Origin of the sequence: Pandoraea eparura, from assembly GCF_902459725.1 — a bacterium.
GTDB lineage: Bacteria > Pseudomonadota > Gammaproteobacteria > Burkholderiales > Burkholderiaceae > Pandoraea > Pandoraea eparura.
Map to the genome: position 1 here is coordinate 30518 of NZ_CABPSH010000008.1, position 17372 is coordinate 47889.

At 60.0% G+C, this 17372-nt stretch carries 27 protein-coding genes; 26 read left to right on the top strand and 1 reads right to left on the bottom strand.

The features are described from left to right. Positions 1-132: 132 nt before the first annotated feature. Positions 133-1290 (bottom strand): hypothetical protein, encoded by a 1158-nt coding sequence (locus PEP31012_RS15860; protein WP_150590300.1) that lies wholly within the window; start codon positions 1288-1290, stop codon positions 133-135. Positions 1291-1803: 513 nt separating this feature from the next. On the opposite strand from PEP31012_RS15860, the gene rpsL reads away from it, so the two are divergent. The 26 genes from rpsL to secY all read left to right on the top strand — a co-directional run bounded on the left by rpsL (position 1804) and on the right by secY (position 17372). Next, the gene (rpsL, locus tag PEP31012_RS15865) at positions 1804-2178 is read left to right on the top strand and encodes a 30S ribosomal protein S12 (RefSeq protein WP_010804142.1); all 375 of its coding nucleotides are present in this window, start codon (positions 1804-1806) and stop codon (positions 2176-2178) included. 126 nt (positions 2179-2304) lie between these two features. Beyond that, positions 2305-2775, top strand: coding sequence for a 30S ribosomal protein S7 (gene rpsG / locus PEP31012_RS15870; protein WP_017232357.1), 471 nt, complete (start codon positions 2305-2307; stop codon positions 2773-2775). Positions 2776-2892: 117 nt separating this feature from the next. Continuing rightward, a complete protein-coding gene (gene fusA, locus PEP31012_RS15875) occupies positions 2893-4995 on the top strand; it encodes an elongation factor G (protein WP_150590301.1) in 2103 nt (700 codons plus the stop codon). A gap of 82 nt (positions 4996-5077) precedes the next feature. After that, entirely contained in the window at positions 5078-6286 is a 1209-nt protein-coding gene (gene tuf / locus PEP31012_RS15880; RefSeq protein ID WP_150590302.1) for an elongation factor Tu, read from the top strand. 114 nt (positions 6287-6400) lie between these two features. After that, positions 6401-6712: a 30S ribosomal protein S10 gene (gene rpsJ / locus PEP31012_RS15885; RefSeq protein WP_010804138.1), complete on the top strand. Its 312-nt coding sequence runs from the start codon at positions 6401-6403 to the stop codon at positions 6710-6712. A 205-nt stretch (positions 6713-6917) separates the two neighbouring features. Then, a complete protein-coding gene (gene rplC / locus PEP31012_RS15890; protein WP_150552129.1) occupies positions 6918-7574 on the top strand; it encodes a 50S ribosomal protein L3 in 657 nt (218 codons plus the stop codon). A gap of 2 nt (positions 7575-7576) precedes the next feature. Further along, a complete protein-coding gene (rplD, locus tag PEP31012_RS15895; RefSeq protein WP_150590303.1) occupies positions 7577-8197 on the top strand; it encodes a 50S ribosomal protein L4 in 621 nt (206 codons plus the stop codon). Next, on the top strand, positions 8194-8508 hold the full coding sequence (gene rplW, locus PEP31012_RS15900; protein WP_017235800.1) for a 50S ribosomal protein L23: 315 nt from the start codon (positions 8194-8196) through the stop codon (positions 8506-8508). Before rplD ends, rplW begins: the two co-directional genes overlap by 4 nt. Before the next feature lie 2 nt (positions 8509-8510). Next, positions 8511-9338, top strand: coding sequence for a 50S ribosomal protein L2 (gene rplB, locus PEP31012_RS15905; protein ID WP_150590304.1), 828 nt, complete (start codon positions 8511-8513; stop codon positions 9336-9338). 13 nt (positions 9339-9351) lie between these two features. Further along, a complete protein-coding gene (rpsS, locus tag PEP31012_RS15910; RefSeq protein ID WP_010804133.1) occupies positions 9352-9627 on the top strand; it encodes a 30S ribosomal protein S19 in 276 nt (91 codons plus the stop codon). A 10-nt stretch (positions 9628-9637) separates the two neighbouring features. After that, positions 9638-9967 (top strand): 50S ribosomal protein L22, encoded by a 330-nt coding sequence (rplV, locus tag PEP31012_RS15915; RefSeq protein ID WP_150590305.1) that lies wholly within the window; start codon positions 9638-9640, stop codon positions 9965-9967. A 9-nt stretch (positions 9968-9976) separates the two neighbouring features. Next, the gene (rpsC, locus tag PEP31012_RS15920) at positions 9977-10780 is read left to right on the top strand and encodes a 30S ribosomal protein S3 (protein ID WP_150590306.1); all 804 of its coding nucleotides are present in this window, start codon (positions 9977-9979) and stop codon (positions 10778-10780) included. Between the two features lie 2 nt (positions 10781-10782). Further along, a complete protein-coding gene (gene rplP, locus PEP31012_RS15925) occupies positions 10783-11199 on the top strand; it encodes a 50S ribosomal protein L16 (RefSeq protein WP_010804130.1) in 417 nt (138 codons plus the stop codon). Between the two features lie 14 nt (positions 11200-11213). Continuing rightward, a complete protein-coding gene (gene rpmC / locus PEP31012_RS15930; RefSeq protein WP_010804129.1) occupies positions 11214-11408 on the top strand; it encodes a 50S ribosomal protein L29 in 195 nt (64 codons plus the stop codon). Continuing rightward, positions 11405-11677 carry a 30S ribosomal protein S17 gene (gene rpsQ, locus PEP31012_RS15935; protein WP_010804128.1) on the top strand — a complete coding sequence of 91 codons (273 nt, stop codon included), beginning with the start codon at positions 11405-11407 and terminating at the stop codon, positions 11675-11677. The genes rpmC and rpsQ overlap by 4 nt, the downstream gene beginning before the upstream one ends. A 265-nt stretch (positions 11678-11942) precedes the next feature. Continuing rightward, a complete protein-coding gene (gene rplN / locus PEP31012_RS15940) occupies positions 11943-12311 on the top strand; it encodes a 50S ribosomal protein L14 (protein WP_010804127.1) in 369 nt (122 codons plus the stop codon). 11 nt (positions 12312-12322) lie between these two features. Then, complete coding sequence (rplX, locus tag PEP31012_RS15945; protein WP_023593828.1) at positions 12323-12631, top strand: 50S ribosomal protein L24; 309 nt, start codon at positions 12323-12325, stop codon at positions 12629-12631. 19 nt (positions 12632-12650) lie between these two features. Beyond that, the gene (rplE, locus tag PEP31012_RS15950; protein WP_010804125.1) at positions 12651-13190 is read left to right on the top strand and encodes a 50S ribosomal protein L5; all 540 of its coding nucleotides are present in this window, start codon (positions 12651-12653) and stop codon (positions 13188-13190) included. A gap of 7 nt (positions 13191-13197) precedes the next feature. Then, the gene (gene rpsN / locus PEP31012_RS15955; RefSeq protein ID WP_042113420.1) at positions 13198-13503 is read left to right on the top strand and encodes a 30S ribosomal protein S14; all 306 of its coding nucleotides are present in this window, start codon (positions 13198-13200) and stop codon (positions 13501-13503) included. Positions 13504-13516: 13 nt separating this feature from the next. Continuing rightward, entirely contained in the window at positions 13517-13912 is a 396-nt protein-coding gene (gene rpsH, locus PEP31012_RS15960) for a 30S ribosomal protein S8 (protein WP_017235791.1), read from the top strand. A gap of 15 nt (positions 13913-13927) precedes the next feature. Further along, a complete protein-coding gene (gene rplF, locus PEP31012_RS15965) occupies positions 13928-14461 on the top strand; it encodes a 50S ribosomal protein L6 (RefSeq protein WP_150590307.1) in 534 nt (177 codons plus the stop codon). A 12-nt stretch (positions 14462-14473) separates the two neighbouring features. Next, on the top strand, positions 14474-14839 hold the full coding sequence (rplR, locus tag PEP31012_RS15970; protein WP_010804121.1) for a 50S ribosomal protein L18: 366 nt from the start codon (positions 14474-14476) through the stop codon (positions 14837-14839). 13 nt (positions 14840-14852) lie between these two features. Continuing rightward, positions 14853-15371, top strand: a complete 519-nt coding sequence (gene rpsE / locus PEP31012_RS15975) for a 30S ribosomal protein S5 (RefSeq protein ID WP_010804120.1) — start codon at positions 14853-14855, stop codon at positions 15369-15371. 11 nt (positions 15372-15382) lie between these two features. Next, complete coding sequence (gene rpmD, locus PEP31012_RS15980; RefSeq protein WP_010804119.1) at positions 15383-15565, top strand: 50S ribosomal protein L30; 183 nt, start codon at positions 15383-15385, stop codon at positions 15563-15565. An 11-nt stretch (positions 15566-15576) separates the two neighbouring features. After that, the gene (rplO, locus tag PEP31012_RS15985; RefSeq protein WP_010804118.1) at positions 15577-16011 is read left to right on the top strand and encodes a 50S ribosomal protein L15; all 435 of its coding nucleotides are present in this window, start codon (positions 15577-15579) and stop codon (positions 16009-16011) included. Between the two features lie 23 nt (positions 16012-16034). Next, positions 16035-17372, top strand: a complete 1338-nt coding sequence (gene secY / locus PEP31012_RS15990) for a preprotein translocase subunit SecY (RefSeq protein WP_150590308.1) — start codon at positions 16035-16037, stop codon at positions 17370-17372.

A 17372-nucleotide genomic window follows, 5' to 3' on the forward strand; every position in this document is an offset into this window, starting at 1 on the left:
CACCGGCTACGCCGGATGCGACAGGCGGCGCTGCGAGATTTGACAGGGGGGGCGCAAATCTCGCGAGAAGACGACCTGGGTCGTCACCCCGGCCATCACCGCTGGCGTGCCCCGCGCCAAGGGGTGTTCGGGTCAGCCGAACCGAGGGCGTCCCAGCATACGGTATTGCTTGTCCAAGCGCTCGAGCGCTGCGAGGGCTTCCGCGAGTTCGGCGGCCGAAGGCTGTCGATCGCGCCGCGAACGGGTGGGCGCTGGGGCAGCGCCGGTCTGCGGCAGCACCTCGGCCTGCATCAACGCCTGCGCCCGGGGCGGCGTCCGTGCGGCGTCGGGCGTTCGTGGTGGGGCGGCCGGTGGACACGCTGGCTGTCTGACGTGGCGATGCGATTCCGGTGCAAGCGTCTCGCGCGTTTCGCTGCGGGCGAAGTCGCGATAGCGTTGATGACCGTCATGGAGCCACTCGGCCAGTGTGTGCACGACGTCGTCGCCTGGCGCGACCGTGCGCATCTGCAAACGCGCGGCCTGAAGGTATTCCGGGACGTCGCCGAAGATGGCGTGCAGGTGCTGACCGGCGTGCGTGCGCGGATCCTCGCGAATCCGCTCTACGGTATGCGGCGTGGCGAGCGAGACAATAAACGTGTGGACGCCGCCGCCGAGCGGAAGCCGAATGTAGGCGCCCAGCATGGCCTCGCGTACCTCCGGGGCGCCGGTGATGCGCCCAACGGGTGGGTTCGGAAACGGTGTCGTGACGTGGTGGCGCCGGGCTTCCTGCTCGCTGGTCAACCTGTGCAAAAACGTGACCCGCGGCATCTCGAGGTAGACCTCGGCGTGGCGCAGCAGGTGTGGCATGCCCGGGGATATCTGGCGCAGGCACTCGGTGATCCGTTGCGCGATCGCCGGGACGGAAAATTTCCCTTGCGACTCTGCAGCGAACGTCTCGGAAAACGCTTGCTCGAGGGCGCGGGCATCGCGTCCGCTGCGCGTGAGCGCGGTGCTGACCGATGGCGGGAGCGACGCTTCGCAGCCCGCCAGCATCAGGCGGCTGGCGCTGACGTCGACGTTCGCGCCCGGTGTGAGGTCGAGGAGGCAATTCTCACTGTCGTTGCGGCTGCCGACCAGGCAGACCGGTCGCACATCTGTCAGCCGCTCGGCAAAGACCCGTGCGCGGGTCGCCGGGGCCCGCGACCAGTCGAAGGTCGTATCGTTGGTGCCCGCACCCGGACGGCGTGGCGCGACACGGTGTGCGCTGGCCGAGACCGGCGCCGAGGCGAGTTGCCTGAGGTCGGTCGTCATGCCATGCGCAGGCGAAGTCTGTTGCGGTAACGGTATTCCGTTCGACACGGCCAGGGCGGACGTAAGCCACTCTCCAATCGCAAAGTACATCGCTGTCACTCCGGTTGATGTCACGGGACGCTTCCCGTGGTCGCCTGGAGTATTCCCGCTACAGCGAATCCGGTTGTTGCGTCGGAACGTCGATTTTTGCGGTTTGGCACCCGCGACGGCAATGGCGCACACCGAGGCGGGCGCAAGGCAACGCGAGCCCGCGATGGCAACGCCGATGGCAACGCGTTAACAATCAACGACTTACGGGGCGAATTCGTGCACGAGTGCATTGACACTTGCCTTGACCGCAGGTATAGTCGCAGGCTCCGGTTTTTCCGGCGGTATGCGCGTGTCCAATGCAAAATGCTTATGCATCAAGCGTTTAGATGCGGGCAATCCGCAAGAGAAGCCGGGGAGTGCGCAGTAAATCTGCATGACGGCCCGCCTTGGTTTTCATGCTTTTGACACATTTAGGAAATCACAATGCCAACGATTAACCAATTGGTCCGCAAGCCGCGCACCTCTGCTCAAATCAAGAGCAAGAGCCCGGCCCTGCAGGACTGCCCGCAGCGTCGCGGCGTGTGCACTCGTGTGTACACGACGACGCCGAAGAAGCCGAACTCCGCTCTGCGTAAGGTTGCCAAGGTGCGCCTGACGAACGGTTTCGAAGTCATTTCGTACATCGGCGGTGAAGGCCACAACCTGCAGGAACACTCGGTCGTGCTGATTCGCGGCGGTCGTGTGAAGGACTTGCCGGGTGTGCGTTACCACATGGTGCGCGGTAGCCTCGACACGCAAGGCGTCAAGGACCGTAAGCAGGCCCGTTCGAAGTACGGCGCGAAGCGTCCGAAGGCCTAAGCGGCTCAGCGGATATACGTTCGGTGATGGTGGTACATCGTCACTGAGTAAGTGGTCACTCGGCCTGAGATGGGCTAGTAGGTGGCCTGGAGCCCAGCTCCAACTGAATTTATTAAGGAAGAAATCATGCCGCGTCGTCGCGAAGTCCCCAAGCGCGAAGTGTTGCCCGATCCGAAGTTCGGCAACGTTGATGTCGCTAAATTCATGAACGTGCTCATGCTTGCCGGCAAGAAGTCGGTGGCAGAGCGCATCGTTTATGGTGCTTTCGAGCAGATCCAAACCAAGGCGGGCAAGGATCCGCTGGAAATCTTCAACACGGCTCTCGGTAACGTGAAGCCGGTGGTTGAAGTCAAGAGCCGCCGCGTTGGCGGTGCAAACTATCAGGTTCCGGTCGAAGTGCGTCCGTCGCGTCGTATGGCATTGGCGATGCGTTGGTTGCGTGAGGCCGCGAAAAAGCGTAGCGAGAAGTCGATGGCCCTGCGCCTGGCAGGTGAGCTGATCGAAGCCTCGGAAGGCCGTGGCGGCGCCATGAAGAAGCGTGACGAAGTTCACCGCATGGCCGAAGCCAACAAGGCATTCTCGCACTTCCGCTTCTGACGCTGGCAAGCAGTACCTAGAGCAGAAACCGGGGCGGGTGCGCATGAGAAATTGCGCCTCGCCCGTTTGTGTTAGTAGCCCCCTCAAAAATGGCGGCTACATTGAAAGAGGCTTAAAGTGGCTCGTACAACCCCTATCGAGCGCTACCGCAACATCGGTATTAGCGCTCACATCGACGCAGGTAAGACCACGACGACCGAGCGCATTTTGTTCTACACCGGTGTGAACCACAAAATCGGTGAAGTGCACGATGGCGCCGCGACGATGGACTGGATGGAGCAGGAACAAGAGCGTGGCATCACGATTACGTCGGCTGCCACGACCTGCTTCTGGTCCGGCATGGCGAACAATTACCAGAAGCACCGCATCAACATCATCGACACCCCGGGTCACGTCGACTTCACGATTGAAGTCGAGCGCTCGATGCGTGTTCTCGATGGCGCGTGCATGGTCTACTGTGCCGTGGGTGGCGTGCAGCCCCAGTCGGAAACCGTTTGGCGTCAGGCCAACAAGTACGGCGTGCCGCGTCTGGCGTTCGTCAACAAGATGGACCGTACCGGCGCGAACTTCTTCAAGGTCTATGACCAACTGAAGAACCGCCTGAAGGCCAACCCGGTGCCGGTGGTGGTGCCGATCGGCGCGGAAGAAAGCTTCAAGGGCGTGGTCGACCTCATCAAGATGAAGGCGATCATTTGGGACGAAGCGTCGCAAGGCATGAAGTTCGACTACGTCGACATTCCGGCCGAGCTGATGGCGGACGCCCAGAAGTGGCGCGAAGGCATGGTCGAAGCGGCTGCCGAATCGAGCGAAGACCTGATGAACAAGTATCTGGAAGAGGGCGACCTCTCCGAGGCTGAGATCATCAACGGTCTGCGCACGCGTACCATCGCTTGCGAAATCCAGCCGATGCTGTGCGGCACCGCGTTCAAGAACAAGGGTGTGCAGCGTATGCTGGACGCCGTGATCGACTTCCTGCCGTCGCCGGTCGATATTCCGCCGGTCAAGGGCACGGACGAGAAGGAACAGCCGATCGAGCGTCGCGCGGCAGATGACGAGAAGTTCTCGTCGCTGGCGTTCAAGATCATGACCGACCCGTTCGTTGGCCAACTGATCTTCTTCCGCGTCTACTCGGGCGTCGTGAACAAGGGTGACACGCTGCTGAACTCGGTCAAGGGCAAGAAGGAACGCCTGGGCCGTATCGTGCAGATGCACGCGAACCAGCGCGAAGAAATCGACGAAGTGCGCGCAGGCGACATCGCCGCAGCCGTCGGTTTGAAGGATGCGACCACGGGTGACACGCTGTGCGACCCGACCGCCCCGATCGTGCTCGAGCGCATGGTGTTCCCGGAGCCGGTGATTTCGCAGGCTGTCGAGCCCAAGACCAAGGTCGACCAGGAAAAGATGGGCCTCGCCCTGAACCGCCTGGCGCAGGAAGACCCGTCGTTCCGCGTGCAAACCGATGAAGAATCGGGTCAGACCATCATTTCGGGCATGGGCGAGCTCCACCTCGAAATTCTGGTGGACCGCATGAAGCGCGAATTCGGCGTGGAAGCCAACATCGGCGCACCGCAGGTTGCCTACCGCGAAACCATTCGCAAGTCGGCCGCGGACGTCGAAGGCAAGTTCGTCAAGCAGTCGGGTGGTCGCGGCCAGTTCGGTCACGCTGTCATCACGCTGGAGCCGAACGAGCAAGGCAAGGGCTACGAGTTCTTCGACGAGATCAAGGGTGGTGTCATTCCTCGCGAATACATCCCGGCGGTCGACAAGGGGATTCAAGACACGCTCAAGAGCGGCGTTCTGGCCGGCTTCCCGGTGGTTGACGTCAAGGTTCACCTGACGTTCGGTTCGTACCACGATGTGGACTCGAACGAAAACGCGTTCCGCATGGCCGGTTCGATGGCTTTCAAGGAAGCCATGCGCCGCGCCAACCCGGTCATTCTCGAGCCGATGATGGCCGTGGAAGTGGAAACGCCGGAAGACTACATGGGTAACGTGATGGGCGACTTGTCGTCGCGTCGCGGCATTATCCAGGGCATGGACGACATGGTCGGCGGCGGCAAGATTGTGCGCGCTGAAGTTCCGCTGTCGGAAATGTTCGGCTATTCGACGTCGCTGCGTTCGGCCACGCAAGGCCGCGCCACGTACACGATGGAGTTCAAGCACTACGCTGAAGCTCCGAAGAACGTGAGCGAAGCCATTATCAGCAACAAGAACAAGTAATTGAATTGTCGGGTGTCTGCATCATGAGATGCAGCGCCCGGCGCACTGTTTAATCGTCTATTCAGTATCTGAGGATTCGGAAATGGCAAAGGAAAAATTCGAGCGGACCAAGCCGCACGTGAACGTTGGCACCATCGGTCACGTTGACCACGGCAAGACCACCTTGACGGCCGCTATCGCAACGGTTCTGTCGTCGAAGTTCGGCGGCCAGGCCAAGAAGTACGACGAAATCGACGCGGCACCGGAAGAAAAGGCGCGCGGTATTACCATCAACACCGCACACATCGAGTACGAAACGGCGGCACGCCACTACGCACACGTTGACTGCCCGGGCCACGCCGACTACGTCAAGAACATGATTACCGGTGCTGCCCAGATGGACGGCGCCATCCTGGTTTGCTCGGCTGCCGACGGCCCGATGCCGCAGACGCGTGAGCACATCCTGTTGGCCCGTCAAGTTGGCGTGCCGTACATCATCGTGTTCCTGAACAAGTGCGACATGGTCGACGACGCCGAGCTGCTCGAGCTGGTCGAAATGGAAGTTCGCGAACTCCTGTCGAAGTACGACTTCCCGGGCGACGATCTGCCGATCATCCAGGGTTCGGCCAAGCTGGCGCTCGAAGGCGACAAGGGTCCCCTGGGCGAAGAAGCCATCATGAAGCTGGCTGACGCGCTGGACACGTACATCCCGACGCCGGAGCGCGCCGTGGACGGCACGTTCCTGATGCCGGTGGAAGACGTGTTCTCGATCTCGGGTCGCGGCACGGTCGTGACCGGTCGTATCGAGCGCGGCATCATCAAGGTCGGCGAAGAAATCGAAATCGTCGGTATCGCCATGGACGGCGACAAGCCGAAGATCGACAAGACGACCTGCACGGGCGTCGAAATGTTCCGCAAGCTGCTCGACCAAGGTCAGGCAGGCGACAACGTCGGTATTCTGCTGCGCGGCACGAAGCGTGAAGACGTCCAGCGTGGTCAGGTTCTGGCCAAGCCGGGCACGATCAAGCCGCACCGCAAGTTCTCGGGCGAGGTCTACATCCTGTCGAAGGACGAAGGTGGCCGTCACACCCCGTTCTTCAACAACTACCGTCCCCAGTTCTACTTCCGTACGACGGACGTGACGGGCTCGATCGCCCTGCCGGAAGGCAAGGAAATGGTCATGCCGGGCGACAACGTGTCGATCAAGGTTGAACTGATTCAGCCGATCGCCATGGAAGAAGGTCTGCGTTTTGCAATCCGCGAAGGTGGCCGTACCGTCGGCGCCGGCGTGGTTGCCAAGATCGAAGACTAATGACGGATTGACGGAGGGCGGGAGTGCTTGCACTCCCGCCGCCGACGCTGCGTTTGCTCTTTGTGATTTACCCGGCACCCGAACGAGGGCTGCCACGCTCTTTGGAGAATTTCCATGCAGAACCAAAAAATCCGCATCCGCCTGAAGGCTTTCGACTACCGCCTGATCGACCAGTCGGCCGCCGAAATCGTTGAAACCGCCAAGCGCACTGGCGCGATCGTCAAGGGCCCGGTGCCCCTGCCGACCCGCATCGAGCGTTTCGACATCCTGCGTTCGCCGCACGTCAACAAGACCTCGCGCGACCAGCTCGAAATCCGCACGCACCAGCGCCTGATGGACATCGTCGATCCGACGGACAAGACCGTTGACGCCCTGATGAAGCTGGACCTGCCGGCTGGCGTCGACGTCGAGATCAAGCTGCAGTAAGGCTCAAGAGCGACTTTGCGCTGGAAAGCCCCGCCAATACTGACTCGGCGGGGTTTTTGTTATGCGATTTAGCAACACTTGTCAAGCGATAAAAGCTCGTCTATAATGGCGGGCTCAAGTGTAGTTTTTAAAAGATGGGCCACGTCCGTGGGCCATCCTTTTATCATTTAGCCCCGGCCAATCGCAGTCGGGAATGGAGAAAATCATGAGCCTTGGCCTTGTCGGTCGCAAGGTTGGCATGACGCGTATTTTCACGGACGACGGCGATTCGATTCCCGTCACCGTGCTCGACGTGTCTAACAACCGTGTGACGCAAATCAAGACGGATGAAACGGACGGCTACACGGCCGTTCAAGTCACTTTCGGTAACCGTCGCGCCACGCGCGTGACCAAAGCCGCCGCCGGCCACTACGCGAAAGCGGGTGTCGAAGCCGGTGAAATCCTCAAGGAATTCCGCGTCGATGCTGCCAAAGCTGCTGAACTGCAGCCGGGCGCGGCCGTTGGCGTCGATCTCTTCCAGGTGGGCCAGAAGGTCGACGTGCAAGGCGTGTCGATCGGTAAGGGCTACGCCGGTACCATCAAGCGCTACAACTTCGCTTCGGGCCGCGCTTCGCACGGTAACTCGCGTTCGCACAACGTGCCGGGTTCGATCGGTATGGCGCAGGATCCGGGCCGTGTGTTCCCGGGTAAGCGCATGACGGGTCATCTGGGCGACGTCACCACGACGGTGCAGAATCTCGAAATCGCGCGCATTGACGCTGAACGTGGCCTGATCTTCGTGAAGGGTGCCGTTCCGGGCGCCAACGAAGGCAAGGTTTTCGTGACCACGGCAGTCAAGGCCAAACTCGCGAAGGGAGCGTAACAATGGAACTGAAGCTCCTGAATGAGCAAGGTCAGGAAGGCGCTGCGGTCAACGCGTCGGACGTCGTGTTCGGCCGTGACTACAACGAAGCGCTGATCCATCAGGTTGTGGTGGCTTACCAAGCCAACGCCCGCAGCGGCAATCGTGCGCAAAAGGACCGTGAACAGGTCAAGCACACGACCAAGAAGCCGTGGCGTCAGAAGGGTACGGGCCGTGCTCGTGCCGGTATGTCGTCGAGCCCGCTGTGGCGCGGCGGTGGCCGTATCTTCCCGAATTCGCCGGAAGAGAACTTCACCCACAAGGTCAACAAGAAGATGTACCGCGCTGGTGTGTGCTCGATTCTGTCGCAGCTCGCCCGTGAAGGTCGTCTGTCGGTGGTCGAGGACATCAAGCTGGATGCGCCGAAGACCAAACTGCTCGCTGAAAAGATCAAGGCCATGGGTCTTGAGTCGGTGCTGCTGATCACGGATAGCGTGGACGAGAACCTGTTCCTGGCCTCGCGCAATCTGGCTCACGTTGCCGTCACCGAGCCGCGTTTCGCCGACCCGTTGTCGCTCATCTACTTCAAGAAGGTGCTGGTGACGAAGGGCGCGATCGCCAAGATTGAGGAGATGCTGTCATGAGCGACGTGCGTAAAAACGACCATCGTCTGTACCAGGTCCTGCTCTCGCCGGTGATCTCCGAAAAGGCGACGCTGGTGGCTGACAAGAACGAACAAGTGGTGTTCCAAGTTGCACGCGACGCGAACAAGCAAGAAGTGAAGGCTGCAGTCGAGCTTCTCTTCAAGGTGGAAGTCGAGTCGGTGCAGATCCTGAACCGCAAGGGCAAGCAAAAGCGCTTTGGCCGCTTCATGGGTCGTCGCGACCACGAGAAGAAGGCCTACGTGAGCCTGAAGCCGGGTCAGGAAATCAATTTTGAAGCGGAGGCCAAGTAATCATGGCACTCGTCAAAACCAAACCGACGTCGCCGGGCCGCCGTTCGCTGGTCAAGGTCGTCAACAAGGATCTGCACAAGGGCAAGCCGTTCGCCCCGCTGCTCGATACCAAGAGCAAGACCGCTGGCCGTAACAACAACGGTCACATCACCACCCGTCATATGGGCGGCGGTCACAAGCAACACTACCGTATCGTCGATTTCCGTCGCAACAAGGATGGCATCACGGCGAAGGTTGAGCGTCTGGAATACGATCCGAACCGCAGCGCGAACATTGCTCTGCTGTGCTACGCCGACGGCGAGCGTCGTTACATCCTGGCACCGAAGGGCATGACCGTCGGCCAGCAAGTGATGAGCGGCTCGGAAGCGCCGATCAAGTCAGGCAACACGCTGCCGATCCGCAACATTCCGGTCGGTACCACGATCCACGGCATCGAACTGCTGCCGGGCAAGGGTGCGCAAATCGCCCGTGCCGCTGGTACGTCGGCCATGCTGCTGGCTCGCGAAGGCACGTACGCTCAAGTGCGTCTGCGTTCGGGTGAAGTGCGTCGCGTGCACATCGAGTGCCGCGCCACCATCGGTGAAGTCGGTAACGAAGAGCACAGCCTGCGCCAATTGGGCAAGGCCGGTGCAAAGCGTTGGCGCGGTATTCGCCCGACCGTTCGCGGTGTGGCGATGAACCCGGTGGATCACCCGCACGGTGGTGGTGAAGGTCGTACGGCTGCTGGTCGTCATCCGGTCAGCCCGTGGGGTCAGCATACCAAGGGTAAGCGTACCCGCTCGACCAAGCGCACCGACAGCATGATCGTTCAGCGTCGCAAGAAGCGTTAATTGGAGCTAGCAAATGACTCGTTCTGTTAAAAAAGGTCCGTTTTGCGACGCTCACCTGCTGAAAAAAGTGGAAGCGGCGGCTGCATCGCGTGACAAGAAGCCGATCAAGACCTGGTCGCGTCGTTCGACCGTCCTGCCCGATTTCATCGGCCTGACGATCGCTGTGCATAACGGCCGTCAACACGTGCCGGTGTACGTGACGGAAAACATGGTCGGCCACAAGCTGGGTGAGTTCGCGCTCACCCGTACCTTCAAGGGCCATGCGGCCGACAAGAAGGCGAAGAAATAAGGGGCCGACCATGGAAGTGAAAGCAATTCATCGCGATGCTCGTATCTCGGCGCAAAAAACGCGTCTGGTCGCCGACCAGATCCGTGGACTGCCGCTGGAGCGCGCACTCAATGTCCTGACCTTCTCGCCGAAGAAGGCCGCGGTCATCATCAAGAAGGTGCTCGAGTCGGCCATCGCCAACGCCGAGCACAACGAAGGTGCTGACATCGACGAACTGCGCGTCAAGGGCATTTACGTCGACAAGGCGACCTCGCTCAAGCGTTTCACCGCGCGCGCTAAGGGCCGTGGTAACCGCATCGAGAAGCAAACCTGTCACATCACTGTGACGCTGGGCAACTAAGGGGTCACGATGGGACAGAAAATTCATCCGACTGGCTTCCGTCTGGCGGTCAGTCGTAACTGGGCTTCGCGTTGGTACGCCAACAACCAGAACTTCGCGCAGATGTTGAAGGAAGACATCGGCGTTCGCGAATATCTGAAGAAGAAGCTGAAGAACGCTTCGGTCGGCCGCGTCATCATCGAGCGTCCGGCGCGTAATGCTCGCATTACGATTTTCAGCTCGCGTCCGGGTGTTGTGATCGGCAAGAAGGGCGAGGACATCGAAATCCTCAAGGCCGAGCTGCAAAAGCGCATGGGCGTGCCCGTGCACGTGAACATCGAGGAAATCCGCAAGCCGGAAACCGATGCGCAGCTCATCGCCGATTCGATCGCTCAGCAGCTCGAGCGCCGTATCATGTTCCGTCGCGCCATGAAGCGTGCGATGCAGAACGCGATGCGTCTGGGTGCCCAAGGCATCAAGATCATGAGCGCAGGCCGTCTGAACGGTATCGAAATCGCCCGTACCGAGTGGTACCGCGAAGGCCGTGTGCCCCTGCACACGCTGCGCGCTGACATCGACTACGCAACCTCGGAAGCGAAGACGACGTACGGCATCATCGGTATCAAGGTGTGGGTATACAAGGGTGACACGCTGGGCCGCAACGACGCTCCGGTGGCTGAAGAGCCGGCCGAAGAAAAGCGTCCGCGCCGCAACGCGCGTCCGGGCGACCGTCGCCCCCGTCGTGACGATGCTGGCGATAAGGCCGGCGCGAAGCGCGGTGGTGCACGCCGCCCGGCTGGCAAGCCTGAAGGCGACGCCAAGACTGGAGAATAATCATGCTGCAACCGAAACGCAGAAAGTATCGCAAAGAGCAGAAGGGCCGTAACACTGGCGTTGCCACGCGTGGTAACGAAGTGTCGTTCGGCGAATTCGGCCTGAAGGCGGTCGGTCGTGGTCGTCTGACGGCTCGTCAAATCGAAGCCGCGCGTCGCGCCATGACTCGCCACATCAAGCGCGGTGGCCGTATCTGGATCCGTATCTTCCCGGACAAGCCGATCTCGCAAAAGCCGGCAGAAGTGCGTATGGGTAACGGTAAGGGTAACCCGGAGTACTACGTCGCCGAGATTCAACCGGGCAAGATGCTGTACGAAATGGACGGTGTGGATGAAGCGTTGGCGCGCGAGGCGTTCCGCCTGGCTGCTGCCAAGCTGCCGATTCAGACGACGTTCTTCGTACGTCGCCTTGGCGCCTGAGGGGAGAATTTGAAATGAAAGCATCCGAACTTCGTGCCAAGGATGTCGACGGCCTGAACAAGGAACTGTCGGATCTGCTGAAGGCCCAATTCGGTCTTCGCATGCAAGCGGGCACCCAACAGCTGAGCAACACCAGCCAGCTGAAGAAGGTGCGCAAGGACATCGCGCGTGTGCGTACCGTGTTGACTGAGAAGGCGAGCCAGAAATGAACGATACCGCTAAGACCTCGCTGAAGCGTACCCTCGTGGGTAAGGTTGTCAGCGACAAGATGGACAAGACGGTTACCGTGCTGGTCGAGCGTCAAATGAAGCACCCGCTCTACGGCAAGTACATCGTGCGTTCGAAGAAGTACCACGCGCACGATGAGACCAACCAGTACAAGGAAGGCGATACGGTCGAGATTCAAGAATCCCGCCCGCTGTCGAAGACCAAGGCCTGGACGGTCTCCCGTCTCGTGGAAGCCGCCCGTATCATCTAAAGCGCGCTGAAGCGAAGGCTTGACTTGCAAGTCCGGAATTATCATTGTATAATTCCGGACTTTCCGCTTCTTTCGCTAAAACCGGTCTTTGGTTTCGCAAGGGAGTGGATGGCTTCCGAAGCCGATTCGTATCCTCTACGGGTCTGGTTGAGGTTGCAAAGTTGTCCACTTTTGAACGACTCAACCCAAACGGCACCCTTTGGTGCTGACGGGGACCAAGACTGACCGACGCGTATGTGTCGGATTAAGTTGGGAAGATAACACCATGATTCAAACTGAAACCCGGCTCGAAGTAGCCGACAACACCGGTGCGCGTGAAGTGATGTGCATCAAGGTGCTGGGCGGCTCCAAGCGTCGCTACGCCGGCATTGGCGACATCATCAAGGTCAGCGTGAAGGATGCTGCCCCGCGTGGTCGCGTCAAGAAGGGCGAAATCTATAACGCAGTGGTCGTGCGCACCGCCAAGGGCGTGCGTCGCCAGGACGGCTCGCTGGTCAAATTCGACGGCAACGCCGCCGTGCTGCTCAACACCAAGCTCGAGCCGATCGGCACCCGTATCTTCGGGCCGGTTACGCGTGAACTGCGTACCGAACGCTTCATGAAGATCGTGTCGCTGGCCCCGGAAGTGCTGTAAGGAGCCGACACATGAACAAGATTCGCAAGGGTGACCAGGTCATCGTGCTGACGGGTAAGGACAAGGCCAAACGTGGCACGGTCCTGGCCGTTGATGGCGACAAGTTGGTCGTCGAAGGCGTGAACGTTGCCAAAAAGCACGTCAAGCCGAACCCGATGAAGGGTACGCAAGGTGGCGTGGTCGACAAGACGATGCCGATCCACGTGTCGAACGTGGCGCTGGTGGATGCCAATGGCAAGCCGTCGCGCGTGGGCATCAAGGTCGAAGACGGCAAGAAGGTCCGCTTCCTCAAGACGACCGGTGCGGTCGTCGGTGCCTAAGTCACAGGGAGTATAGATAATGGCCCGTTTGCAAGAATTCTATAAAGACAAGGTTGTCGCCGAGCTGACAAAGCAGTTCGGTTACAAGTCTGTCATGGAAGTGCCGCGCATCACCAAGATCACCCTGAACATGGGCCTTGGTCAAGCCGTCGCCGACAAGAAGATCATTGAGCACGCCGTTGGCGACCTCACGAAAATCGCTGGCCAAAAGCCGGTGGTGACGAAGGCTCGCAAGGCAATTGCCGGTTTCAAGATCCGCGAAGGTTACCCGATCGGTACGATGGTGACGCTGCGCGGCGAGCGTATGTTCGAATTCCTGGATCGTTTCATCACCGTGGCACTGCCGCGCGTGCGTGACTTCCGCGGTATTTCGGGTCGTGCGTTCGATGGTCGCGGCAACTACAACATCGGTGTGAAGGAACAGATCATCTTCCCCGAAATCGAGTACGACAAAATCGACGCGCTGCGTGGTCTGAACATCAGCATCACCACGACCGCGAAGACTGACGAAGAAGCCAAGGCTCTTCTGTCGGCGTTCAAATTCCCGTTCCGTAACTGAGGTAATCGTGGCTAAACTGGCACTTATCGAACGCGAAAAGAAACGCGCCCGTCTGGCGCAGAAGTTTTCTGCCAAGCGCGCCGCCCTCAAAGCGATCATCGAAGACACCAGCAAGTCGGAAGACGAGCGTTATGAAGCACGTCTGGCGCTGCAACAGCTGCCGCGTAACGCCAATCCGACGCGTCAACGCAATCGTTGCGACCTGACTGGCCGTCCGCGCGGTACCTTCCGCAAATTCGGCCTGGCCCGTAACAAGATCCGTGAAATCGCCTTCCGTGGCGAAATCCCGGGCGTGACCAAAGCTAGCTGGTAATAGGAGAAGCACCATGAGCATGAGCGATCCTATCGCCGATATGCTGACTCGCATCCGCAACGCTCAGATGGTTGAGAAAGCATCGGTGAAGATGCCCTCGTCCAAGCTGAAGGTCTCGATCGCCAAGGTCCTGAAGGACGAAGGCTACATCGAAGACTTCGCGGTTGAAGCAGAAGAAACGAAAGCAGTGCTGAACATTGCACTGAAGTACTACGCTGGCCGTCCGGTGATCGAGCGCCTCGAGCGCGTGTCCCGCCCGGGTCTTCGCGTGTACAAGAGCCGCAACGACATCCCGCAGGTCATGAACGGCCTCGGCGTTGCAATCGTCTCGACCCCGAAGGGCGTGATGACCGATCGCAAGGCACGCGCCACCGGCGTGGGCGGCGAAGTCATCTGCTACGTCGCCTAACCGAGGAGAGTTGAAATGTCTCGAGTAGGTAAGAGTCCCATTGCACTGCCGAAGGGCGTGGAAGCCACGCTGGCAGGCAATGTGTTGACGGTCAAGGGTGCCCTGGGTTCGCTGACCCGCGGTATTAACGCCCTCGTGAACGTCAAGATCGAAGACGGCACCATCACCTTCGCCCCGGCTGACGAAAGCCGCGAAGCGAATGCGCTGTATGGCACCGAACGTGCACTGGTCAACAATATGGTGACCGGTGTGAGCAAGGGTTTCGAAAGGAAGCTGCAACTCGTTGGCGTGGGTTACCGTGCCAAGGCTGAAGGTACGAACCTGAAGCTCGAGCTGGGTTTCTCGCACGATGTCGTGCATGCCATGCCGGAAGGCGTGAAGGCCGAGACCCCGACGCAGACGGAGATCATCATCAAGGGCGTTGATAAGCAACGCATCGGACAAGTGGCTGCGGAAGTTCGCGGTTACCGTCCGCCCGAACCCTACAAGGGCAAGGGCGTCCGCTATGCGGACGAGGTGGTGATCCTCAAGGAAACCAAGAAGAAGTAAAGGGTGCGAAACATGGACAAGAAACAATCTCGTGTGCGCCGTGCTCGCCAGACTCGTATCAAGCTGGCAGCTCAAAAGGTGCATCGCCTTTCCGTGCATCGCACCAACGTGCACATCTACGCGCAAGTTTTTTCGGAAGACGGCACGCAAGTGCTGGCCAGCGCTTCGACGCTGGAAGCCGAAGTGCGCAAGGAACTGGGCGACAAGGAAGGCAAGGGTGGCAACGCTGCTGCTGCTGCGCTGATCGGCCGTCGTATCGCCGAGAAGGCGAAGGCTGCCGGCATCGAAAGCGTGGCTTTCGACCGCTCGGGCTTCCGCTATCACGGTCGCGTCAAGGCTCTGGCCGACGCTGCCCGTGAAGCCGGCCTCAAGTTCTAAGTAAGGATCCGTCATGGCAAAGATGCAAGCGAAAGTTCAGGCTGACGAACGCGACGACGGCCTTCGCGAGAAGATGATCGCGGTCAACCGTGTCACGAAGGTTGTGAAGGGTGGCCGTATTCTCGGTTTTGCCGCGTTGACCGTGGTTGGTGACGGCGATGGCCGCATCGGCATGGGCAAGGGCAAGGCGAAGGAAGTGCCGGTTGCCGTTCAAAAGGCGATGGAACAAGCCCGCCGCAACATGTTCAAGGTGCCCCTGAAGAACGGCACCCTGCAACACAACGTTCTCGGCCAGCATGGCGCCTCGCGCGTCCTGATGTCGCCGGCGAAGGACGGTACCGGCGTGATCGCCGGTGGCCCGATGCGCGCGGTGTTCGAGGTGATGGGCGTGACCAACGTGGTAACGAAGAGCCTGGGCTCGACGAACCCGTACAACCTGGTCCGCGCCACGCTCGACGGCCTGAAGAAACAATCGACTCCTGCTGACATCGCCGCCAAGCGTGGCAAGTCGGTGGAAGAGATCCTCGGCTAAGGGTGATCAATATGTCGCAGCAAACTGTGAAAGTTAAGCTGGTCAAGAGCCTGATCGGTACGCGTGAAGAACACCGCGCGACCGTCAAGGGCCTGGGCCTGCGTCGCCTCAATTCGGTCAGCGAGTTGCAGGATACGCCCGCTGTGCGGGGCATGATCAACAAGGTTTCGTACCTTGTGAAGATCGTCGACTGAGCGAGGGCAAAATGGAATTGAATTCGATTAAGCCGGCAGAAGGCGCCAAGCACGCCAAGCGCCGCGTTGGCCGTGGCATCGGTTCGGGTCTGGGTAAAACCGCCGGCCGTGGTCACAAGGGTCAGAAGTCGCGTTCGGGCGGCTTCCACAAGGTGGGCTTCGAAGGCGGTCAAATGCCGCTGCAACGTCGTCTGCCGAAGCGTGGTTTCAAGTCGCTGACGCGTCGTTTCGTGGGCGAAGTTCGCCTGGCGGACCTGAACAACCTGCCGGTCGACGAGATCGATCTGTTGGTTCTGAAGCAGGCCGGTCTGGTGAGCGAGCTGTCGCTGTCGGCCAAGATCATCGCCTCGGGCGAGATCACCCGCAAGGTCGTTGTGAAGGGTCTGGGCGTCACCAAGGGTGCGCTCACGGCGATTCAAGCGGCCGGCGGTTCGGTCGCAGAGTAAGTTAGGTCACCCCGGAGCCAGCATTGGCCAAGTCTCCTAATCTCGCTAAGCCTGGTACGCAGGGCCCGAAGTATGCGGATCTGCGCCGGCGGCTGGTTTTCCTGCTGCTGGCGTTGATCGTCTACCGTATTGGTGCGCATATCCCGGTGCCGGGCATCGACCCCGATCAGCTGGCGCAGTTGTTCCAGCGCCAGTCGGGCGGGATCCTGGGCATGTTCAACATGTTCTCGGGTGGTGCGTTGTCGCGTTTCACGATATTCGCACTGGGGATCATGCCGTACATTTCGGCGTCGATCATCATGCAGCTGCTGGCGATGGTTTCGCCACAGTTGGAAGCGTTGCGCAAGGAAGGCCAGGCCGGCCAGCGCAAGATCACGCAGTACACCCGGTATTTCACGGTGGTGCTCGCGCTCTTCCAGGCAGCGGCGATCGCAGTGACGTTGGAGAGCGAGCCTGGGCTCGTCGTCGATCCGGGCATGCTGTTCCGCCTGACGACGGTGATCACGCTCGTGACCGGCACGATGTTCCTGATGTGGCTCGGTGAGCAGATCACCGAACGCGGCCTCGGTAACGGCATCTCGATCATCATCTTTGGTGGTATCGCGGCCGGACTCCCGAACGCTGTGGGCGGTCTGTTCGAGCTTGTCAGCACCGGTTCGATCGGTCCGTTCTCGGCCATCGTGATCTGTGCGCTCGTGGTGCTCGTGACGTTCTTCGTCGTGTTTGTCGAACGAGGTCAGCGCAAGATCCTCGTGAACTACGCCAAACGCCAGGTCGGCAACAAGGTGTATGGTGGCCAGGCTTCGCACCTGCCGCTCAAGCTGAATATGGCAGGCGTGATTCCGCCGATCTTTGCATCGTCGATCATCCTGTTCCCGGCAACGATCGCGAACTGGTTCGGCGCAGGCGACAGCACGCGTTGGCTCAAGGATATCGCGGCGAAGTTGTCGCCGGGTCAGCCGATTTACGTGATGCTCTACGCACTGGCGATCGTGTTCTTCTGCTTCTTCTACACCGCACTGGTGTTCAACAGCAAGGAGACCGCGGACAACCTGAAGAAGAGCGGCGCGTTCGTCCCGGGTATCCGTCCGGGCGATCAGACGGCACGGTACATCGACAAGATCCTGACGCGCCTGACGCTGGCCGGTGCAGCTTATGTCACCCTGGTGTGTCTGCTGCCTGAGTTTCTGGTGTTGCGTTGGAACGTCCCGTTCTACTTCGGTGGAACCTCACTGCTGATTATCGTGGTGGTGACGATGGATTTCATGGCGCAAGTGCAGTCGTATGTGATGTCGCAACAGTATGAGTCGCTGCTCAAAAAAGCGAATTTCAAGGGCGGCAATAACATGACGCTTCGCTGA

Excerpts from the sequence above, each read along its gene's own strand:
- rplF (WP_150590307.1), top strand. The coding sequence starts at position 13,928 with ATGTCTCGAGTAGGTAAGAGTCCCATTGCACTGCCGAAGGGCGTGGAA.
- rpsH (WP_017235791.1), top strand. The coding sequence starts at position 13,517 with ATGAGCATGAGCGATCCTATCGCCGATATGCTGACTCGCATCCGCAAC.
- rplW (WP_017235800.1), top strand. The coding sequence starts at position 8,194 with ATGAGCGACGTGCGTAAAAACGACCATCGTCTGTACCAGGTCCTGCTC.
- rplD (WP_150590303.1), top strand. The coding sequence starts at position 7,577 with ATGGAACTGAAGCTCCTGAATGAGCAAGGTCAGGAAGGCGCTGCGGTC.
- rplB (WP_150590304.1), top strand. The coding sequence starts at position 8,511 with ATGGCACTCGTCAAAACCAAACCGACGTCGCCGGGCCGCCGTTCGCTG.
- rplN (WP_010804127.1), top strand. The coding sequence starts at position 11,943 with ATGATTCAAACTGAAACCCGGCTCGAAGTAGCCGACAACACCGGTGCG.
- rplC (WP_150552129.1), top strand. The coding sequence starts at position 6,918 with ATGAGCCTTGGCCTTGTCGGTCGCAAGGTTGGCATGACGCGTATTTTC.
- rplR (WP_010804121.1), top strand. The coding sequence starts at position 14,474 with ATGGACAAGAAACAATCTCGTGTGCGCCGTGCTCGCCAGACTCGTATC.
- rplE (WP_010804125.1), top strand. The coding sequence starts at position 12,651 with ATGGCCCGTTTGCAAGAATTCTATAAAGACAAGGTTGTCGCCGAGCTG.
- rplV (WP_150590305.1), top strand. The coding sequence starts at position 9,638 with ATGGAAGTGAAAGCAATTCATCGCGATGCTCGTATCTCGGCGCAAAAA.
- rpmD (WP_010804119.1), top strand. The coding sequence starts at position 15,383 with ATGTCGCAGCAAACTGTGAAAGTTAAGCTGGTCAAGAGCCTGATCGGT.
- rpsS (WP_010804133.1), top strand. The coding sequence starts at position 9,352 with ATGACTCGTTCTGTTAAAAAAGGTCCGTTTTGCGACGCTCACCTGCTG.
- rplO (WP_010804118.1), top strand. The coding sequence starts at position 15,577 with ATGGAATTGAATTCGATTAAGCCGGCAGAAGGCGCCAAGCACGCCAAG.
- rplX (WP_023593828.1), top strand. The coding sequence starts at position 12,323 with ATGAACAAGATTCGCAAGGGTGACCAGGTCATCGTGCTGACGGGTAAG.
- rpsE (WP_010804120.1), top strand. The coding sequence starts at position 14,853 with ATGGCAAAGATGCAAGCGAAAGTTCAGGCTGACGAACGCGACGACGGC.
- rplP (WP_010804130.1), top strand. The coding sequence starts at position 10,783 with ATGCTGCAACCGAAACGCAGAAAGTATCGCAAAGAGCAGAAGGGCCGT.
- PEP31012_RS15860 (WP_150590300.1), bottom strand. The coding sequence starts at position 1,290 with ATGACGACCGACCTCAGGCAACTCGCCTCGGCGCCGGTCTCGGCCAGC.
- rpsL (WP_010804142.1), top strand. The coding sequence starts at position 1,804 with ATGCCAACGATTAACCAATTGGTCCGCAAGCCGCGCACCTCTGCTCAA.
- rpsJ (WP_010804138.1), top strand. The coding sequence starts at position 6,401 with ATGCAGAACCAAAAAATCCGCATCCGCCTGAAGGCTTTCGACTACCGC.
- rpsQ (WP_010804128.1), top strand. The coding sequence starts at position 11,405 with ATGAACGATACCGCTAAGACCTCGCTGAAGCGTACCCTCGTGGGTAAG.
- rpmC (WP_010804129.1), top strand. The coding sequence starts at position 11,214 with ATGAAAGCATCCGAACTTCGTGCCAAGGATGTCGACGGCCTGAACAAG.
- tuf (WP_150590302.1), top strand. The coding sequence starts at position 5,078 with ATGGCAAAGGAAAAATTCGAGCGGACCAAGCCGCACGTGAACGTTGGC.
- rpsC (WP_150590306.1), top strand. The coding sequence starts at position 9,977 with ATGGGACAGAAAATTCATCCGACTGGCTTCCGTCTGGCGGTCAGTCGT.
- rpsG (WP_017232357.1), top strand. The coding sequence starts at position 2,305 with ATGCCGCGTCGTCGCGAAGTCCCCAAGCGCGAAGTGTTGCCCGATCCG.